The sequence below is a fragment of the Cellulomonas sp. NPDC055163 genome (assembly GCF_053607065.1).
This window is the reverse complement of sequence record NZ_JBSGSU010000001.1, coordinates 627,275-644,011: the sequence shown is the minus strand read 5'-3', so window position 1 is coordinate 644,011 and position 16,737 is coordinate 627,275. Positions and strand designations below refer to the sequence as shown.

The 16,737-nt window shown below is 76.8% G+C and carries 21 protein-coding genes; 13 read left to right on the top strand and 8 right to left on the bottom strand.

Annotated features, from left to right (window positions below; all coding sequences use genetic code 11):
• The first annotated feature begins 80 nt into the window (after positions 1-80).
• Together ACWFNE_RS02780 and ACWFNE_RS02775 are read left to right on the top strand one after the other, a co-directional pair.
• The gene (locus ACWFNE_RS02780; protein WP_452120935.1) at positions 81-2,126 is read left to right on the top strand and encodes a TPM domain-containing protein; all 2,046 of its coding nucleotides are present in this window, start codon (positions 81-83) and stop codon (positions 2,124-2,126) included.
• A gap of 146 nt (positions 2,127-2,272) precedes the next feature.
• Positions 2,273-2,644 (top strand): hypothetical protein, encoded by a 372-nt coding sequence (locus ACWFNE_RS02775; RefSeq protein WP_452120934.1) that lies wholly within the window; start codon positions 2,273-2,275, stop codon positions 2,642-2,644.
• 22 nt (positions 2,645-2,666) lie between these two features.
• On the opposite strand, the gene ACWFNE_RS02770 is transcribed toward ACWFNE_RS02775, so the two are convergent.
• On the bottom strand, positions 2,667-3,218 hold the full coding sequence (locus ACWFNE_RS02770; RefSeq protein WP_452120933.1) for a TrmH family RNA methyltransferase: 552 nt from the start codon (positions 3,216-3,218) through the stop codon (positions 2,667-2,669).
• A 281-nt stretch (positions 3,219-3,499) separates the two neighbouring features.
• Here ACWFNE_RS02770 and ACWFNE_RS02765 point away from each other — a divergent pair, with 281 nt between their 5' ends.
• From ACWFNE_RS02765 to ACWFNE_RS02745, 5 genes are all read left to right on the top strand, one after another.
• Positions 3,500-4,141, top strand: a complete 642-nt coding sequence (locus tag ACWFNE_RS02765) for a zinc ribbon domain-containing protein (RefSeq protein WP_452120932.1) — start codon at positions 3,500-3,502, stop codon at positions 4,139-4,141.
• Positions 4,138-4,602, top strand: coding sequence for an LppU/SCO3897 family protein (locus ACWFNE_RS02760; protein ID WP_452120931.1), 465 nt, complete (start codon positions 4,138-4,140; stop codon positions 4,600-4,602). The genes ACWFNE_RS02765 and ACWFNE_RS02760 overlap by 4 nt, the downstream gene beginning before the upstream one ends.
• Positions 4,603-4,691: 89 nt before the next feature.
• Complete coding sequence (locus ACWFNE_RS02755; protein ID WP_452120930.1) at positions 4,692-5,243, top strand: hypothetical protein; 552 nt, start codon at positions 4,692-4,694, stop codon at positions 5,241-5,243.
• Positions 5,244-5,430: 187 nt separating this feature from the next.
• Positions 5,431-5,733, top strand: a complete 303-nt coding sequence (locus ACWFNE_RS02750; protein ID WP_452120929.1) for a hypothetical protein — start codon at positions 5,431-5,433, stop codon at positions 5,731-5,733.
• 63 nt (positions 5,734-5,796) lie between these two features.
• Positions 5,797-6,201 (top strand): type II toxin-antitoxin system VapC family toxin, encoded by a 405-nt coding sequence (locus ACWFNE_RS02745; protein WP_452120928.1) that lies wholly within the window; start codon positions 5,797-5,799, stop codon positions 6,199-6,201.
• 67 nt (positions 6,202-6,268) lie between these two features.
• On the opposite strand, the gene uvsE is transcribed toward ACWFNE_RS02745, so the two are convergent.
• The 4 genes from uvsE to ACWFNE_RS02725 form a co-directional block, all read right to left on the bottom strand.
• Positions 6,269-7,261, bottom strand: coding sequence for a UV DNA damage repair endonuclease UvsE (uvsE, locus tag ACWFNE_RS02740; protein WP_452120927.1), 993 nt, complete (start codon positions 7,259-7,261; stop codon positions 6,269-6,271).
• A gap of 130 nt (positions 7,262-7,391) precedes the next feature.
• Positions 7,392-7,877, bottom strand: a complete 486-nt coding sequence (locus ACWFNE_RS02735) for an SRPBCC family protein (RefSeq protein ID WP_452120926.1) — start codon at positions 7,875-7,877, stop codon at positions 7,392-7,394.
• Positions 7,874-8,224, bottom strand: a complete 351-nt coding sequence (locus ACWFNE_RS02730) for an ArsR/SmtB family transcription factor (RefSeq protein WP_452120925.1) — start codon at positions 8,222-8,224, stop codon at positions 7,874-7,876. The genes ACWFNE_RS02735 and ACWFNE_RS02730 overlap by 4 nt, the downstream gene beginning before the upstream one ends.
• Before the next feature lie 67 nt (positions 8,225-8,291).
• The gene (locus ACWFNE_RS02725; protein WP_452120924.1) at positions 8,292-8,435 is read right to left on the bottom strand and encodes a hypothetical protein; all 144 of its coding nucleotides are present in this window, start codon (positions 8,433-8,435) and stop codon (positions 8,292-8,294) included.
• A gap of 226 nt (positions 8,436-8,661) precedes the next feature.
• On the opposite strand from ACWFNE_RS02725, the gene ACWFNE_RS02720 reads away from it, so the two are divergent.
• Positions 8,662-9,561 (top strand): hypothetical protein, encoded by a 900-nt coding sequence (locus ACWFNE_RS02720; RefSeq protein WP_452120923.1) that lies wholly within the window; start codon positions 8,662-8,664, stop codon positions 9,559-9,561.
• A gap of 75 nt (positions 9,562-9,636) precedes the next feature.
• Here the strand turns inward: ACWFNE_RS02720 and ACWFNE_RS02715 are convergent, their stop codons facing one another.
• A complete protein-coding gene (locus ACWFNE_RS02715; RefSeq protein ID WP_452120922.1) occupies positions 9,637-9,846 on the bottom strand; it encodes a hypothetical protein in 210 nt (69 codons plus the stop codon).
• Positions 9,847-9,861: 15 nt separating this feature from the next.
• Here ACWFNE_RS02715 and ACWFNE_RS02710 point away from each other — a divergent pair, with 15 nt between their 5' ends.
• The gene (locus tag ACWFNE_RS02710; protein ID WP_452120921.1) at positions 9,862-10,875 is read left to right on the top strand and encodes a cytochrome P450; all 1,014 of its coding nucleotides are present in this window, start codon (positions 9,862-9,864) and stop codon (positions 10,873-10,875) included.
• 23 nt (positions 10,876-10,898) lie between these two features.
• On the opposite strand, the gene ACWFNE_RS02705 is transcribed toward ACWFNE_RS02710, so the two are convergent.
• Positions 10,899-11,768 carry an alpha/beta fold hydrolase gene (locus ACWFNE_RS02705; RefSeq protein WP_452120920.1) on the bottom strand — a complete coding sequence of 290 codons (870 nt, stop codon included), beginning with the start codon at positions 11,766-11,768 and terminating at the stop codon, positions 10,899-10,901.
• 232 nt (positions 11,769-12,000) lie between these two features.
• Here ACWFNE_RS02705 and ACWFNE_RS02700 point away from each other — a divergent pair, with 232 nt between their 5' ends.
• The 4 genes from ACWFNE_RS02700 (at position 12,001) to ACWFNE_RS02685 (ending at position 15,332) form a co-directional block, all read left to right on the top strand.
• A complete protein-coding gene (locus tag ACWFNE_RS02700) occupies positions 12,001-12,198 on the top strand; it encodes a hypothetical protein (RefSeq protein WP_452120919.1) in 198 nt (65 codons plus the stop codon).
• 199 nt (positions 12,199-12,397) lie between these two features.
• Complete coding sequence (locus tag ACWFNE_RS02695) at positions 12,398-13,306, top strand: CPBP family glutamic-type intramembrane protease (protein WP_452120918.1); 909 nt, start codon at positions 12,398-12,400, stop codon at positions 13,304-13,306.
• A 5-nt stretch (positions 13,307-13,311) separates the two neighbouring features.
• Positions 13,312-14,580, top strand: a complete 1,269-nt coding sequence (locus tag ACWFNE_RS02690) for a sensor histidine kinase (RefSeq protein ID WP_452120917.1) — start codon at positions 13,312-13,314, stop codon at positions 14,578-14,580.
• Positions 14,577-15,332: a response regulator gene (locus ACWFNE_RS02685; protein ID WP_452120916.1), complete on the top strand. Its 756-nt coding sequence runs from the start codon at positions 14,577-14,579 to the stop codon at positions 15,330-15,332. The genes ACWFNE_RS02690 and ACWFNE_RS02685 overlap by 4 nt, the downstream gene beginning before the upstream one ends.
• 186 nt (positions 15,333-15,518) lie before the next feature.
• Here ACWFNE_RS02685 and ACWFNE_RS02680 read toward each other — a convergent pair whose 3' ends face one another.
• Positions 15,519-16,679, bottom strand: a complete 1,161-nt coding sequence (locus tag ACWFNE_RS02680) for a hypothetical protein (protein ID WP_452120915.1) — start codon at positions 16,677-16,679, stop codon at positions 15,519-15,521.
• Between the last annotated feature and the right edge of the window lie 58 nt (positions 16,680-16,737).

Genomic DNA, 16,737 nt, shown 5'->3' with positions numbered 1-16,737 from the left:
CGCGGCGACCCACCGGTCGCGTCGCCGCCTCACCCGCGGCGTCCCACCGGTCGCGTCGCCGCCTCTGGCACGCTGGGCGCATGACCCGTCCCGCCCCGGCCGCTGCGGGCGTGCGCCGCGCCGGCGCGCTCGCCGCCGCCATCCTGCTCACCGTGCTGACCCTCCTCGCCGGTGCCGGACGGGCTGCCGCCGAGCCGCCGCAGGACCTGCGCGACGACGTGACCGACCAGGTGGGCGTCCTGGGGACCGGCGCCGCCGACGTCGACGCGGCGCTCGACGAGCTCGCGGACGCGACGCCGTACCAGCTGTTCGTCGTCTACGTCGCGACGTTCGACGGCCTCGACGCCGCCGACTGGGCGGACCGCACCGCAGCGCTCTCCGACCTCGGGCGCGACGACATCCTGCTCGCGGTCGCCGTCGACGACCGGCGGTACCAGGTGTCCGTGGACGAGGCGATCGCCCTGACCGACGACGACCTGCGCGTCGTCGAGACCGAGTACGTCGAGCCGGCACTGAGCGACGACGACTGGGCCGGTGCCGCGGTCGCGGCGGCGGAGGGGTACGCGGCGGTGGCCGGCGGCGGCGGCGCGGGTGGCACGTCAGGCGGAGCGTCCGGCTCCGGTGCGGCGCCGTGGCTCGTCGGCGCCGGCGTCCTCGGCGCCCTCGGGGTCGGTGGCGCGCTCCTGCGCCGCAGGCGTGCCGCGGCCTCCGGTCCCGCGACCGTGCCGCTGCGGGAGCTCGAGCAGCGCGCGGGTGCGGCGTTCGTCGGGGTCGACGAGGCGGTGCAGTCCTCCACGCAGGAGCTCGGCTTCGCGCAGGCCCAGTTCGGCACGGAGGCGACGCGCGTCTTCGAGGACGTGCTCGCCGACGCCCGCTCGACCCTTGCGGCGGCGTTCGCCGTCCGGCAGCAGCTCGACGACGACGAGCGCGAGACCCGCGACGAGCGCCGCGCGATGCTGACCCGGGTCCTCGACCTGTGCGCCCAGGCCGACGCCGCGCTCGACACCCAGAAGTCCGCGTTCGACGCGCTCCGGGACCTGCACGCGCGAGCGCCCCAGGTGCTGACCGACCTCGGCCTGCGCACCGAGGAGGTCGCCGGCCGGCTGCCCGCGGCTCGTGCCGCGCTGGACGCGCTCGGCACCACGTACGCGCCCGCCGCGCTCGCGTCCGTCGCGGGTCACGTGAACCGTGCGGACGCGCTGCTCGACCGCACGCGCACCGTCGTCGCCGCCGGCACGGCCGCGCTCGACACCGACCGGGGCTCCGCCGTCGAGCTCGCGCGGACCGCCGAGGGCTGCCTCGGCCAGGCCGTCGCGCTGCTCGACGCCGTGGGCCGGGCCGGCGAGGACCTCGCCGCGGCGCCCGCGCGCATCGACGCCGCGTCCGTGTCGCTCGCGGCAGACGTCGACGACGCCGCCCGGCTCGCACCCGACGACGACGCCGTCACCGCCGCCGTCTACGCCGCCCGCGCCGCCCGGTCCGCCGCGGCCGACCCGCAGGCGTCCGCCGACCCCCTCGCGACGCTCGCCACCCTGGCCGCCGCCGAGGAGCGCCTCGACGGGCTGCTCGCGCCGCTGCGCGCCGAGGAGGAGAACCGTGCCCGGGCGCGTGACCGGCTCGTCGCCGCGCTCGCGTCCGTGCGCGCGGAGACCGGCTCCGTCGCGGAGATGATCCGCCTCGACGCCGCCGTGGTCAGCGCGGCGCCGAGGACCAGGCTGGCGGAGGCGCAGCGGCTCACCGGCGAGGCGGAGGCGCTCGCGGACACCGACCCGGTCGCGGCGCTCGCGCGCACCCAGCACGCGTCCCGGCTGCTCGCCGAGGCGCGGACGATGGCCGGCACGGAGGCGGCGGTCGCCCGTGCCGCCGCCAGGCCCGACCCGAGCCCGAGCTGGTCGACCGGCGGGTCCTGGAGCTCGTCGTCCTCCGGCGGCGGGTGGCTCGGCGGCTGGGGCGGCTCGGGCGGCTCGTCCTCCGGCGGCGGCTGGAGCGGTGGGTCGTCGCGCCGGAGCTCGTCGAGCTCGCGCCGATCGTCCTCGTCGAGCTCGCGCCGGTCGAGCTCGTCGTCGCGCCGCAGCTCCGGCTCGGGGCGCAGCAGCGGGCGGCGGGGCGGCGGCGGGCGGTTCTGACCGCCGCCGGCCGCGCCGCCGAAACCGGCGCCGCTGACGTCGCCGCCTGACCCCGCGCTGCCGACCCCGCCTGCGGACCCCGCGCTGCCGACCCCGCCGGCGGACCCCGCGCTGCCGAGCCCGGCGTCCCGACCTAGCCTCGACGCATGGCCGGACCCCCACTGACGACGCCCGACGGCCGGTACCTCGTGGTCCGCGGGCGGCTGTGGCGGTGCTCCGACCCCACGCTCACCCCGGAGCGGCGGGACGAGCTGACCCGCGAGCTCATGCAGGCTCGCCGCGACAAGCAGACGGCGATGCGGCACGAGGACCGTGAGCAGCGCGAGGACGCCCGCGCGCGGGTGGACGCCGCGAAGCGGGCCCTCGCCGAGCGCGGCCCGGTGTGGTGGACCGACGGCGCCCCGGACCTGACGCGGCACCTGGCGCGCACGACGCCGTACGCGGAGTGGTACGCGTCGCTTGCGGAGGCACCGGAGGCACCGGAGGCACCGGAGGCACCGGAGGCACCGGAGGCGTAGCTCGGGGCGACACCGGCGCCCGTCACAGCAGCCCCGCGAGCCGGTACAGCACGAGCGAGCCGGCGACGGCGACGTTCAGGCTCGCCCCGGTGCCGACCATCGGGATCTCGACGACCTGGTCGAGGAGCCCGAGCGCCTCGGGCGGGATGCCGGTCTGCTCGTGCCCGAGCACCACGACGGTGCGGCGCCGGGCGGCGGGCAGGTCGCCGAGCCGGATGGCCTCGTCGGCGAGCTCGACGCCGACGACCGCCGAGCCGGCGGCGCGCTGCTCGGTGAGCCACCGGACGCGGTTGCCCGTCCAGTGCACGCACGCCGGGCGCCGCAGCGTGTTGCCGCGCTCGAGCGCCTCGGGGACCCACGGCAGGCGCGGCACCGCGAGGCACGCGCCGACCGCGTCGCACGTGCGCAGCAGGGTCCCGAGGTTCACGCCGTGCAGCGGCCACAGGGGCGCGACGACGAGGTGGTCCCAGCACCCGTGCGCGCGGCGGCGGCGCTCGTGGCGGAGGTCCTTGCGGCTGCGGACCCGGACGGGGCTGACGGGCGGGGCGCCCTCGGGGGCGCGGGCGCCGCTCATCGGTCGTGAGGGGCGGACCCTCCGGGGTGGGTGGTGCGCGGTGCGGTGCGTGTCATCGCGGGCGGCGCTTCGCGGCGCGCCGGGGCCATCACAGGGGGGCGAGGAGCGGCGACAGCATGCCACGGCGGGCCGGCGGGGTCGAGGGAACCGGATGCCGGAACCGGTCTGGCGGGTCTGCGACCGGCGCTAGTGTGCGGGCGCAGCAGTCGTCGCCGGAGCCGCCGGAGGGACGAGCAGGGGCCACGCCGGTCGCGCCCGACCGGCAGACGAGGGAGCCGACGGTGTTCGTGATCTGGGGCATGCGCGTGCTCAACGCGGTGCTGGGGACGGGGCAGTTCCACTGCCCGCAGTGCGGGGTCGACGCGGAGTACCGGCGGGTGCAGCCCCGGCAGTGGTTCACGTTCTTCTTCATCCCGGTGATCCCGCTGCGCCGGCTGCAGTCGCACGTCGAGTGCACCCGGTGCGGCACCGCGTTCCGCGACGCGGTGCTCGGGGAGCCGACGACGCAGCTGTTCGAGTACCAGGTCGGGCTCGCGAACCGGGCCGCCGTCGCGCACCTCGTGGCCGCGTCCGGGCCGGCCGGCGCGGCGCTGCACGGTCCCGCCGTCGCGCTGCTCGCGTCGTCCGCCGGGGTGTCGTCCTCGTACGACCGCGCCGCCCTGGAGGGGGACGTGGTCGCGTTCGCCGACCCCGGCGTCACGCTCGCGTTCCTCCGGCCGCTCGCGCCGACCATGACGACCGAGGGTCGCGAGGAGTTCCTGCGCCGCGTCCTGACGCTCGCCGACCAGCACGACCGGGCCACCGACCGCTCCGCGCTCGTGGCCGGGTACGCCGCCGCGCTCGGGCTCAGCGCCGCGCACGCCGCGGGCATCGCGGCCACGGTCCGCCGCGCCGACGACGCGCAGCCGGGCGGTCCCGCGTGAGCGTCCCGACGATTCCCCTCGCGCCCGGCACCGACGCGGCGTTCGCCCCGCCGCCCGGCTGGACCGTCCCCGCCGGCTTCGACCCGCGCCGCGGGCACCTGCCCGACCCGGCGTGGCCCGCCGCGCCCGAGGGCTGGGAGTTCTGGACCGCGCCGCGCAACCCGGGCCGGGCCGCGGGGTTCGTCGCGGGCGTCGGACCGACGAAGCTGATCCTGGGCGGCGTCCTCGCCGTCGTGGCCGTCTTCCTGGTGCTCGGCCAGGTGTTCGACGACGACGTCGCGACCGACGGCATGGGCTCCTGCTGGTCCGCGGGCACGACCGACGTCCGCGCCGTGGCGTGCGGCGACAGCGCGGCGGTGTACCGGGTGACGAGCGTCGTCGAGTCGGCGGTCTCGTGCACAGGCCCGGCCGGCTACCTCGAGGACGGGACGCGCTTCCTGTGCCTCGAGGCGATCGGCTGACCCGCACCGCCGAGCCCCGCGCCGCACCCCCCGAACACACCGCACGGCACCGCACCGCACGACCCGATCCGACCCCAAGGAGCCCCGCGATGACTGCCCGCTTCACCCCGCCCCCGAGCTGGCCGCCCGTCCCCGAGGGCTGGACGCCCCCGCCGGGCTGGCAGCCGGACCCGTCGTGGCCGCCCGCGCCGCCCGGCTGGAACTTCTACCCCGACGCCGCACCGGGCGGGTCGGCGCCCGCCGCGGCCTCCGCCGGCTGGTCCAGCATCACGCTCGGGCACCCCGCGCAGGCGTTCATCTACGAGGCGTGCAGCCCCAAGGTCTCGGTCGACGGGAACCTCGTCGCGCAGGGCTGGGGGACGCACCCGCTCCCGGTGGCCGCCGCCGACGCGACGCTCCGCGTCCACGTGCCGTACCTCGGCGGCAAGGCCGGGCGCGCGTCGGCCGTCCTGCCGGCGGGGCAGCGCGTCGAGCTGCGCTACGAGGCGCCGTCCGTCGTGTTCCTCCCGGGCGCCATCGCCGGCGGCGGCGAGAAGCCCCGCAGCGCCGGGTACCGCGGGGTCATGACGCTCAACTGGATCGCCATCGGCGTCGCGGTGGTCGCGGTGATCGCGGTGGTGGCGACGACGGTCGGCGGCTGACGGGCGCGTCGGTGGACGAGACCCGTCGCGCCGGTGCCGCGCCGGTGCCGCGGCTTCGCCCCGGCCGTCCCCGGATCGGTGACGGCGTTCGCCGGGCGTGGCGGGGCCTCGGCGGGCTACGGTCGTCGCCTCGGGAACCGAGACTCCACGGGGGCTGCTGCGGAAGCGTGGGTGACTGATGGGCGGCGTGATCTTCCTCCCCGACGGGCGTGACTGGTCGGTGTCCGCGTCGGTGTTCGCGTGGGTCGTCGAGACGCTCGCCGACCGCGCGCAGGACCCCGGGCTCGCGGGGCACCTGCGGACCATCGCGGACCACAACCTCGGCAGCCTCGCGCTCGACGACGTCCCCCCGTGGCAGCGTGCGGAGCTCGGCGCGCTGATCCGGCAGCTCCCGTGGATCGCCCGCGCGGCGCTCCCGGTGACCTCCTCGCGCGACGCCGTCGTCGCGCAGATCAGCGAGCTCGCCGACCTCGTCGAGCAGCAGGGCTGAGACCGTGGGCACGGTGGTCGGGACGACGTCGACGGGCCTGGGTGCGAGGCGGGGTGAGGCGTCGTGACGCGGTTCGTGGTGGACGCCGGTGCGGTGCTGCGGATCGCGGCGGAGGGCCTGACCGTCGCGGAGGGGAACGAGCTCCTCGCGCCGACGCTCCTGCGCTCGCAGACCCTGTCCGTGCTGCACGAGGCGGTGCACCGCGGCGAGCTCGCGGCCGGCGTCGCGCGCGAGCGGCTGCGGCTCGCCGGTCGGCTCCGGATCCGGTTGCTCGGGGACGCCGTGCTGCGCCGCACCGCGTGGGACGTCGCGACGGAGCTCGGCTGGGGGTCGACGTACGACGCCGAGTACGTGGCGCTGACGCGGCTCCAGGCGGACGCGCTCGTGACGACGGACGCCGGGTTCGCCCGCCGGGTCGAGGGCGTCGTCCGGGTGGCGTCGTTCGAGGAGCTCGGCGCGCGGGCCTGACGGCGCCCGACGACGAGCGGGGCGCGCGGGGCCCGACCACGTCGGCCCACGCCTCCGACCAGGGCTGTCAGGCGACGTGTGCCGACCGCTCCTCGGCGGCCGCCAGGTCCGGGAACAGGCGGGCGAGGGCGTCGCGGGCGTGCTGGACCGCGAGGTCCTTGGCCTTGGCCTCGAGCATCACGTCGAGCGGGCCGGGCGCGCTGCGCAGCAGGTCGACGAGGTCGAAGGGGGAGATGAGGTCGGCGTGCGGCGTGAGCCGAGGCGCCACCGGGACGTGCTCGGTGCGTCGCGTCCCGGGCACCTTCCGGTCGACGTGCTCGAGGTCGACGCGCGGGCTCGACAGGTGCACCTTGGGCCGCACGCCGCTCGGCCACGTCCGGTAGGTCGCGGCCAGCGCGTCGGCGGGCGGCAGGTCGACCGAGCCGGCCGTCGACCGGTGGTGGTGGTGGTCGTACGCGATGCGGACGCCCGTGCGGCGGTGCAGCTCGAGCACGTCGGCGACGCCGAACGGCCCGTCGTCGTTCTCGAGCGCGAGCCGTGCCTGCGCGCTCGGCGACAGGGTCTCGTAGGCGCGGGCCCAGCGGTCGAGCGCGGAGGGGCGGTCCCCGTAGAGGCCGCCGACGTGGACGACGACGACGGCCTCCGGACCCTGGCCGAGCGCGTCGAGCAGCGCCGTGTCCTGCTCGAGGTCCGCGACCGACCGTGCGGTGAGCCCGGGGTCCGCGGAGTTGATGACCGTGTACTGACCGGGGTGCGTCGACAGGCGCAGGCCCTGCTCGCGCGCGCGGGCCCCGAGCGCGTCGAGCCGGTCGCGGCACTCGTCGAGCTGGCGCCGGTAGTGCAGGTCCGGCAGGTCGGGGTGGGTGCCGTAGGGGATCGTCTGGCTCGAGAGCCGGAACACCGTGACGTCGATGGTCCGCAGGTGGTCGAGCACCGCGTCGAGCAGCTCGAGCGAGCGGGACAGGTGCGGGCCGCTCTGCCACCGGCGGGCGTCCGCCGACGCGAGGCCGCCGGCGCCGAGGACCTTGACGGGGAAGCCGAGGCGGTAGGGGAACGTCACGGGTCCATCGTGGGTGCGGCGCGTCACGCGCGCCCGTCGGGACCTGAGGGACCTGAGGGACACGGACGACGGGCCGGCCCCGCGGTGGGAGCCGGCCCGTCGTGCGCGTCCGGAGGTGCGGGTCGAGGGGTCAGCCCGCGACGATCGCGTCCATCTGCTCGACGGCGCTCGTCATGCCCTCGACCATGCCCATCTCGACGAGCTGCTGCATCTGCTCGGCGGACTGGAAGCTCGACGTGATCGTCATGCGCGTGCCCTCGGCGGTCTCCTCGAGCACCACCTGGGCGCGCGTCGTGGGCATCGAGTCGTTCGGGGTGCCGTCGTCGTCGGCGAAGCCGTCCTCGAACGCGAGCGACCACGGCGCGTCGACCGAGTCGAAGCGCCACCAGCCGTGCGCCTTCTCGCCCTCGGGGCCGGTCATGTAGTACGACGCGCGGCCCCCGACGGTGAGGTCGTGGTCGACGAACGTGGCCGGCCAGGTCGGCGGCCCCCACCAGCGCTCGAGCTGGCGCGGGTCGGACCAGAGCTGCCAGACGCGCGCGGGCGGTGCGGCGAGGTCGGCGACGATGCTGAGGCTGAGCGCCTCCTCGTCCTTGGTGGTGCTGACGACCGTCATCGGACGTCTCCTTCGGGTGGGAGGGCGAGGAGGTCCTCGAGGCGACCGATGCGGCCGCGCCAGATCTCCTCGTAGACGTCGAGCAGCCGCACGGCTGCCCGGATGGTGCCGATGTCGCCGCGCACGATCTGCTCGCGTCCGCGGCGCTCCTTGCTGACGAGGCCGGCCCGTTCGAGGACGGCGACGTGCTTCTGGACGGCCGCGAAGCTCATCGCGTAGCTGCGGGCGAGCGTCGAGACCGAGGCCTCGGAGCCCATGACGCGCCGCACGATGTCGCGGCGCGTCGCGTCGGCGAGGGCCCCGAAGAGGCGGTCCACGTCGTCGTCGTCCGGCCGACTTGCAACCACAAGGTTGTACGTTAGCGGCGGACCGCCGCGGGCACAAGGGTCGGGGGGCAGCCTGCGCGCAGGCAGGTCACATGTTCATCATGCTGCCGGGGTCGTCGTCGCTGCCCGCCTCGGGGAACGAGCGCGCGTCCTCCTCCGTCGTCTCCTCCTCGGCCAGGACCTCGTCGACCGTGTCGTCCGCCTCGGGCGTGCGGTCGGTGCTCTCGCTCATCGTGACCTCCTCGTCGACGGACCGCCCGGCACGGTCCCCTGCCAGGCTAGGCACGCGTCCGGCGCCGCGCCGGTCGAGGCTCCGGCCCGAGCCTGCCGGCCGAGCCTGCCGCCGGGGCGCCGCCGCCCCGACGGCCGGCGCGAGACCGCCCCTCCGTGCGCCAGGCCCGGCCCGGCCGTCGTCCGCTCGCAGAGCACGCCGTCCGCGCTGAACGCATACTGGCGCCATGGCGACGGAGCGGGACACCTACCGCGCTCTGCGGATCGCCACGCTCGTGCTCCTCGCGATGCTCGCGACCGGGGTGATCGGCCAGGCGGTCGCGGCAGGCTGCTGGCAGACGTCCCTCAGCGCGTACTACTGGACGGCCGCGCACGGGGTCGTCGTCGGGGCGCTCTGCGCGGTCGGCGCCTGCCTCGTCGTGTACCGCGGGAGCTCGGACACCGAGGACGTCGTCCTCGGGATCTCCGGCTACCTCGCGTTCGTCGTCGCGATGATCCCGGTGCAGCCGGAGCCGCTGTGCGGCGGTCCCGGGCTTCCCCCGTGGGACGTGAGCGCGAGCGTGCGCAACAACGTGGGCGCGGTGCTCGTCGCCGCGGCGCTCACCGAGCTGCTCGCGTACCTGATCGGGCGACGCGCCCGCCCGCCGCGCGACCTCGATGGGCCCGGGCAGCTCTGGCGGTGGGTCAAGTGGGCCGTCCTCGTGGCGATCGCCGCGGCGTACGTGCTCGCACCCGAGCAGCTGGAGGAGCACGGGCACTACGTCGGGGCGCTGCTCATGTTCGCGGGCATCGTCGTCGTGGTGGTCGTCAACGCGTTCTCGTCGCGGCGCGAGGAGCCGTCGTCGCGCTTCTCGACCGCGTACTGGGCCGTGGCGGCGTCGATGGTGCTCACGCTCGTCGTCGAGGTCGTGCTGCGGCAGAGCGCGTCCGGCGCCGAGCGGGGCGTCCTCCTGGTCGAGACGCTGCTCGTGCTCGAGTTCGCGGCCTTCTGGGTCGTGCAGACCATCGAGCTGTGGGGCTACCCGACGCGGACCGCGCGCGTGCAGAGTCTCCGCGCCGAGGGGCTCGCGCCCGACGCCCGCGCCGACCAGGGCGCGGACGAGCACCTCGCGCCGCACAGCGGCTGAGCCGCGCCGAACCCGCCCCCGCGCCGCATCGGTCGCGCGCGCTGGCCCCGTCGGGCATCGTGCACGTGTGACGACTCACCCGAACGGGTCGACGGAGACCACGTCCGCGCCCGGCTGCCCGGTCCGCAAGCTGACCCGCCCGGACGACGCCACGCTCCCCGCGCTCGAGCTCAGCACCTCGGCGACGAGCCGCGCTGGGTCGTCCGGACCTTCGACGTCGCCCGCGAGGTCCTGCGCGCCTCCGAAGGGGTCCGGCAGGCCGGGTTCGGCGGGGACCGGATCCACCGTGCCGGTCCGCGCATGCGCCCGCCGATCCTCTACCTCGAGGGTCAGGAGCACCACACGCAGCGCCGCGCCGCCGCTCGGCTCTTCGCGCCGAAGGTCACCGAGGACTACCGCGACCTCATGGAGGAGGTCAGCGAGCGCCTGGTCGGGAGCATCGGGACGCGCCGCCCCGTCGACCTGAGCCGGCTCTCGCTGCTCATGGCGGTGCACGTCGCCGGGCGGGTCATCGGGCTGACGAGCTCGTCGGTGCGGGGCCAGAGCCGGCGCCTCGACGCGTTCTTCGCGGGCGACTCGACCGAGAAGGTCACCGACCTCGGCTCGCTCGTGCGGTCGCTGCGCCGGAGCTCGGCGCTCGCGCGGTTCCACTGGTTCGACGTCCGGCCCGCGGTCCGCGCGCACCGCCGCCGCGCTGCCGCCGGAGCCCCCGGGCAGGACGACGTGATCTCCCAGCTCGTCGAGCAGGGCTTCAGCGACCTCGACATCCTCACCGAGTGCGTCACGTACGGCGCCGCAGGCATGGCGACGACGCGCGAGTTCATCACCGTCGCCGCGTGGCACCTGCTCGACGACCCGCCGCTGCTCGCCCGGTACCGCGCCGCCGGCCGGGACGAGCGCCTCGCGGTCCTCGACGAGACCCTCCGGCTCGAGCCCGTCGTCGGGCACCTGTACCGCCGGACGACCGCGCCGCTGACGCTCGCCGGGCCCGACGGCCCCGTGGACCTCCCCGAGGGCACGCTGATCGACCTCGACCTCCGCGCGGTGAACGCGGAGCACGCCGTCGTCGGCGACGACCCCCTCGGGCTGTGCCCCGGCCGCGACCTGCCGCGGGGCGTGCCCGCGACCCTGATGAGCTTCGGCGACGGCCACCACCGCTGCCCGGGCGCGCCGCTCGCGATCATGGAGACCGAGGTGTTCGTGACCGCGCTGCTCCGCCGTGACGTGGTCGCCGACGGGCCGCCGCACGTCCGGTGGAACGAGGTCACGCAGGGCTACGACCTCGACCGGTTCCTCGTGCGCGCCCGCGGCTGAGCCACCCCCGCGCGGGCGCCCGCTCAGCCCGCGTCGAGCACCTCGCGCAACCGCCGCGCGAACGCCTCGGGGTGCTCGACGAAGCCCACGTGGTCGCCGGGAAACCGCACGGGCTCGATGCCGAGCCCCTGCGCGAGCGCGGTCGACGTGAGGTCGCACAGCTGACCCGCCGACTCCTCGCCGATGCCCACGACGACGCGCGGCGTCCCGGTCCGCAGCGCCTCGACGTCCGGCACCCACCGGGTCGTCGCGCGCAGCTCGTGCAGGAAGAACCGGCGCTCGTCCGCGACCTCCTGCGGGTCGCGCTCGGGGAACCCGTCCGCCGGCTCGGGCTGCGCGCCCGACGGCCCGTTCTCGCCCGCCTCGTCGATGTTCGCCTCCGCGAGGAACAGCGCCCACGCCGCGCCGGGCCCGTCCGCGAGGTACGTGGCGATCATGTGGTCCGTGGCGGCGCGGCGGCGCTCGCGGTCCTCGAGCAGCTCCTCGAGCGGCGGCTCGTGCGCGACGACCGTGCCGACCTGCTCGGGGTGCGCCTGCGCGAGCGCGAGGGCGGTCACGGCGCCGCCGCTCGACCCGACGACGACCGCGGGGCCGGCGCCGAGGTGCGCGAGGAGCCGCGAGAGGTCGTCGGCGCGCAGCTCCGGGGTCGAGTCCTGCTCGGGGTCGTCGAGAGGGCTGCGGCCGATGCCGCGCGGGTCGGTCGTCAGCACGGTGTGGTCGGCGGCGAGGAGCTCGGCGAGCGGCGTGAACGCGTGCGCGTCCATCGGGGAGCCGACGAGGACCACGAGGGGGCCGGCGCCGCGCACCTCGTAGTGCAGGCGGACGCCCGGCGCGGCCAGGGTCCCGGTGGTCGTGGGCGCAGTGGTCGTGGGTGCGGTGGGGGTGCTGGTCATGGGGTCCTCCGGTGGTGGACGGCGCGGCGACAGCACCGTCCCCGGGTGCGGTCGGGGGGTGGACCGGCGCCGGGACCCGGACTCATCGCCGCGCGGCCGCGCGCCTCTCGGCCGATCCGGACCGGTTCAGTACGGTATGTCCGCTCGGGACACCACGGGGGATCGACGGAAGACGGCGGATCATGCGCATCGCGGGGAGCTCGAGGTTCGACGCACGACCGGGGGCGGCGCGATGAGCGTCGTCACCGTCGCGGTGCTGCTGGGGATCATCGTCGTCCTGCTGATGAGGTCGCGGCAGGTCCGCGCGGAGATCGCGGTGGTGTGCATCCTGTTCGGGCTCGTGCTCGGGGCCACCCCCGCGGGGCCGGCGGTGCGCCAGTTCCTCGAGTTCGTCGGGGACTGGATCTGGACGCTCCTGCAGACGTGGTGACGACCCGGCCCTGACTCGCGGCGGTCGGCTCGCGCGGTGGGGCGGCACGCGGCTGGTTCGGTGCGGCCCGCGTGCGGCACAGGGGGCCGGTTGCACCTTTCGATGCAGGTCCAGGATCGCCATCCTGCGCCCGGCGCGGCCGAGAGGCCCGGCTTCCTAGCGTCGTCACGTCCGCACGACGTCGACGAGAGGGCCCGTCATGACCGCCACCGCTGTGCTCGAACGGCCACCGACCGCACCGAGGGGCGGCGTCGTCGACCTCGTGCGGCGCCGTCCGCTGGTGTCCTTCTTCGTGCTCGCGAACCTCGCGAGCTGGGCGGCGTGGCTGCCGTACGTCCTGTCGCGGCACGGGCTCGGCGTGTGGGACGTCGCGTTCCCCGGTGGAGCCGGCGGCGGGCAGCTGCTCGGGATGCTCCCGGGTGCCTACCTCGGCCCGATCGGCTCCGCCCTGCTCGTGACGGTGCTGTGCGACGGGCGGGCGGGCCTGCGCACGTGGGCGCGGCGCCTGTGGCGGTGGCGGGTCGGCTGGTGGTGGTACGCCGGCATCCTGCTCGGAGTCCCAGCCGTGATGATCCTCTCGCTCCTCGTGCTCACCGGCGGGGTCGTGCACGCGCCGTCCGCGGCCGTGCTCGTGGCGTTCGTGCCGGGCCTGCTCATGCAGATGGTCACGACCGGCCTGGCCGAGGAGCCGGGCTGGCGCGACTTCGCGCTGCCGCGCGCGCAGCGCCGGTTCGGCCCGCTGCCCGCGGTGGTGCTCGTCGGCGTGCTCTGGGGCGTGTGGCACCTGCCGCTGTTCCTCACCGAGTGGGGCGGCCGGCCGGACGTGCCCTGGCACCGGCCCGTCGGGCTCGTCGTGTTCTGTGTGGTCTTCAACGTCGTGATGACGTGGGTGTTCAACTCGACGCACGAGAGCCTGCCCATGGCGATGCTGCTGCACGTCGGCGTCAACAACTTCGCGTCCGTCGCGGGGGCCGACATGTTCCCGACGGTCGACCGCGACACGTTCCAGCTCGCGCTCATCCTCGGCTCGGTCGTGGTCGGCGGCGTCCTGGTCGTCGCCACGCGCGGGCGGCTCGCCTACCGCGGTGGGACGGCGCCCCTATCGTGACCCGCGTGACCGAGGAACCGCGCCGCTCCCTGCGCCCCGCGCGGGTCGCCGTCCCGGCGGCGTGCTGGGGGGTGACGGTCGCGCTCCTCGTCGCGGCGACGCTCCTGCACGCGGCCGACGCGGAGGCCGCCGTCGGGATGCCGGAGTTCGGCGCGCCGGCCTGGTGGTGGGCGGTCGCGGTCCTGACCGCCCAGGCGGTGGCGCTCGCTGCCCGGCCCCGCGCCACCCCCGGTGTGCTCGTCGCGGTGGCCGCCGGGGTGCCCGCGCTCGCCCTCCTCGGCGAGGGCGTCGGCACGGCCGTCGCCGCGGTGCTGGTCGCGGCGTACGAGGTCGCGGTCGACCACCGCCGGGGGCGCGCGGGGCCGGCCCTCGTCGTCGCGGCCGTCCTCGTGGCGGTCGGCGTCGCGGCGAGCGAGCACCTCATCGGCGGCGCAGCGCCGGTCGCGGTCGTCGCCGGGGCGCTCCAGGCCGTCGGGGCGGTGGGGCTCCCGGTCCTCGCCGCGACCATCGTCCGGGCGCGCCGCGACGCGCGCGAGGCCCGGGCCGACACGCTCGCGGCGCGCACCCGCGAGCACGACGCGCTCGTGCAGGTCGCCGTGGAGCGCGAGCGCACGGCGATGGCGCGCGAGCTGCACGACATCGCCGCCCACCACCTGTCCGGGATCGCCGTGATGACCGGCGCGATCGGCCGGCAGATCGACGTCGACCCCGCGGGCGCGAAGGTCGCGGTCGCGCAGGTCCGCGAGCAGAGCACCGCCATGCTGCGCGACCTGCGCAACCTCGTCGTCCTCCTGCGGGACACCGACGGGCCCGACGACGCGGACGGCTCCGTGCGGATGGAGACGCTCGCGGGCGTCGGCGAGCTCGTCGCCCGCGCGCGCGAGTCGGGCGTGGACGTGACCCTGGACCGCGCCGGGCCGGTCGACGAGCTCGCGGCCACGGGCGCGGTCGGGCCGCTCGCCCAGCTCGTCGTGTACCGGACGGTCCAGGAGGCGCTCGCGAACGCCGTCCGGCACGCACCAGGGGCGCCGTGCCACGTGCGCCTCGATGCGCGGGACGGGGTCGCGCTGGTCGTCACGGTGCGCAACGACGCCCCGCCGGCGCGCGACGCGGCGCCGCCGCACCAGCCCGGGTACGGGCTCGTCGGGATGCGCGAGCGGGCCGAGGTCACCGGGGCCACGCTCCGCTACGGTCCGGGTGCGGCCGGGGGGTGGGAGGTCCGCCTCGTCGTCCCCGCGGCGGACCGGACGACCACGGGAGGAGACGCACCATGACCGGGAGCGACCCCGGCACCGCCGGCAGCACGAGCGACGGCGCCACCCGCGGCGGCGACACCAGAACCGCTGGCACCGGCACCGGCACCGTGCGGGTCGTCGTCGCCGACGACCAGCCGCTCGTCCGTGCCGGGCTGAGCACGATGCTCGGCACCGAGCCGGGCCTCAGCGTCGTCGGGCAGGCCGCCGACGGGGCGACGGCCGTCGAGCTGGCCCGCACGCTCCGGCCCGACGTCGTGTGCATGGACATCCGCATGCCCGGCACCGACGGCATCACCGCGACGCGCGCGCTGTGCGGGCCCGACGTCGAGGACCCCGTGCCCGTGCTGATCCTCACGACGTTCGACGTGGACGAGTACCTGTTCGGCGCCCTCGAGGCCGGGGCGTCAGGCTTCCTGCTCAAGGACGCCGAGCCGGAGACGCTCATCGACGCCGTGCGGTCGGTCGCCGCCGGGCAGGGCATGCTCGCGAACGCCCTGACCAAGCGCGTGCTCCGTGAGGTCGTCACGCGGCGCCGGACGCAGCCCGTGACTGCGGCGCGCGCCACCGAGCTCCTGACGCCCCGCGAGCTCGACATCCTGCTGCTGCTGGCGCAGGGCATGTCCAACGAGGAGATCGCCGGGGCGCTCGTGCTCGAGGTGTCGACGATCAAGTCGCACCTCGCCCGGGCGATGCCGAAGCTCGGCGTGCGGTCGCGGCTGCAGGCGGTCGTGTGGGCGTACCAGAACGGAATCGTCGAGCTCAGCGGCTGACCCGCGCGGCGCACGTTCACGGCCGGCGCCTGCACCCGGCCGGACCGGCGCCTGCACCCGCCCGGACCGGCGCCCGAACCCGGCCGGACCGGCGCCCGAACCCGGCCGGACCGGCGCCCGCACCCGCCCGCAGCGGCGCCCGCCCGCCCCGTCGGTCAGGGCGCCGTCGCCGCAGCACCGGCTATGTCAGGGCGCCGCAGCACCGCCGTCGTCCACCGGAACGTCGCGCACCGCGCCGTCCGCGGCCCCCGGGTCGCGTCGCCGGCCGCGCTCGCCCGCCCGCCAGCTCGCCCGCGGGAGCCGTTGGACGATGCCGGGGCCGGTCGCCTCCGACCCGACGTGCAGCAGGTGCAGGTCGGTGGTGTGCGCCGGGTTGGCCGGCTGCGCGCGCACGAGCAGGACGGCGCCGCGCCGGGGCCGTGCGTGCCAGAACCACGCGTCACGCGACCGTCCCTCGACGGTCTCGACGAGGCACCGGGACCCGTGGTTCGCGGTGTGGTGGACGCGCCGGACCCGCACGAGCTCGATCCCGGGCGCGAGGCTCGCCGCGACCGCGTCGGCGTGGATCTCGGCGAGCTGGTCGCGGCGCGCGTCCCCGCCGAAGACCCACCACCGCCGGGGCCCGAGCCGCCACCACGTCCACCCGAGCGCCCCGAGCAGCCCGAGGACCGCGACGCCGGTCAGCACACCGAGGACGGCCCGCGGCCACCCCGTAGCGAGCAGCGTGAGCACGAGCCCGACCGCCACGACCCGTGGTCCCCACCTGCGCGCGAACCACAGGTGGTCGTCGGTGAGGCGGTCGTCGGTCGCGGCGACCACCACGCGCACCCGGGCGCCCTGCTGGCGCAGCGCGGCGGCCCCCGGCCCGACGGCGGCCCGCACGCGTGACGTCGACGACAGGCGGTCCGGCCCGGCGGGTGCGGGCGGCTCGGCGTCGGGAGCGGGCGGTGCGGGCTGGACGCTGTCGGGACCGACCCCGGACGGCCGAGGGCGCAGCGCTCCGCGCGGGGTCCCGGGCCGCGAGCGCGTGCGCCAGGACCCCGGGCTGCGCGGCGAGATCAACCGGTCCGGGCGGCGGGGCCCCCACCCGGGCACGTGCGGCGTCGGGAACTGCTCGGGCGCCGGCTCGGCCTCGGGGCGTGCGGGCTGGCCGATGCGTGCGTCGCCGTTGAGGTGCGGCTCACCGCCCGCGGACGTGCCGCCGGGGATCGGCGCCCACGCCGGGGCGTCGTCGGTGCGCGGGGCGGTGGCCGGCACCTCGCGCGTCGCGCACACGGGGCACTGCACGCCGGGGCCGGGCGGGGCGCTCAGGACGTGGTGGCCGCAGCGCGGGCACGGGTAGGCCATGCGCGGAGGGTAGTGCGCGCCGGGCGGTTCGTCCCGGTTCGACACCGGTGGGTGCGGG

Excerpts from the sequence above, each read along its gene's own strand:
- ACWFNE_RS02780 (WP_452120935.1), top strand. The coding sequence starts at position 81 with ATGACCCGTCCCGCCCCGGCCGCTGCGGGCGTGCGCCGCGCCGGCGCG.
- ACWFNE_RS02775 (WP_452120934.1), top strand. The coding sequence starts at position 2,273 with ATGGCCGGACCCCCACTGACGACGCCCGACGGCCGGTACCTCGTGGTC.
- ACWFNE_RS02770 (WP_452120933.1), bottom strand. The coding sequence starts at position 3,218 with ATGAGCGGCGCCCGCGCCCCCGAGGGCGCCCCGCCCGTCAGCCCCGTC.
- ACWFNE_RS02755 (WP_452120930.1), top strand. The coding sequence starts at position 4,692 with ATGACTGCCCGCTTCACCCCGCCCCCGAGCTGGCCGCCCGTCCCCGAG.
- ACWFNE_RS02735 (WP_452120926.1), bottom strand. The coding sequence starts at position 7,877 with ATGACGGTCGTCAGCACCACCAAGGACGAGGAGGCGCTCAGCCTCAGC.
- ACWFNE_RS02725 (WP_452120924.1), bottom strand. The coding sequence starts at position 8,435 with ATGAGCGAGAGCACCGACCGCACGCCCGAGGCGGACGACACGGTCGAC.
- ACWFNE_RS02720 (WP_452120923.1), top strand. The coding sequence starts at position 8,662 with ATGGCGACGGAGCGGGACACCTACCGCGCTCTGCGGATCGCCACGCTC.
- ACWFNE_RS02710 (WP_452120921.1), top strand. The coding sequence starts at position 9,862 with ATGCGCCCGCCGATCCTCTACCTCGAGGGTCAGGAGCACCACACGCAG.
- ACWFNE_RS02705 (WP_452120920.1), bottom strand. The coding sequence starts at position 11,768 with ATGACCAGCACCCCCACCGCACCCACGACCACTGCGCCCACGACCACC.
- ACWFNE_RS02700 (WP_452120919.1), top strand. The coding sequence starts at position 12,001 with ATGAGCGTCGTCACCGTCGCGGTGCTGCTGGGGATCATCGTCGTCCTG.
- ACWFNE_RS02695 (WP_452120918.1), top strand. The coding sequence starts at position 12,398 with ATGACCGCCACCGCTGTGCTCGAACGGCCACCGACCGCACCGAGGGGC.
- ACWFNE_RS02685 (WP_452120916.1), top strand. The coding sequence starts at position 14,577 with ATGACCGGGAGCGACCCCGGCACCGCCGGCAGCACGAGCGACGGCGCC.
- ACWFNE_RS02680 (WP_452120915.1), bottom strand. The coding sequence starts at position 16,679 with ATGGCCTACCCGTGCCCGCGCTGCGGCCACCACGTCCTGAGCGCCCCG.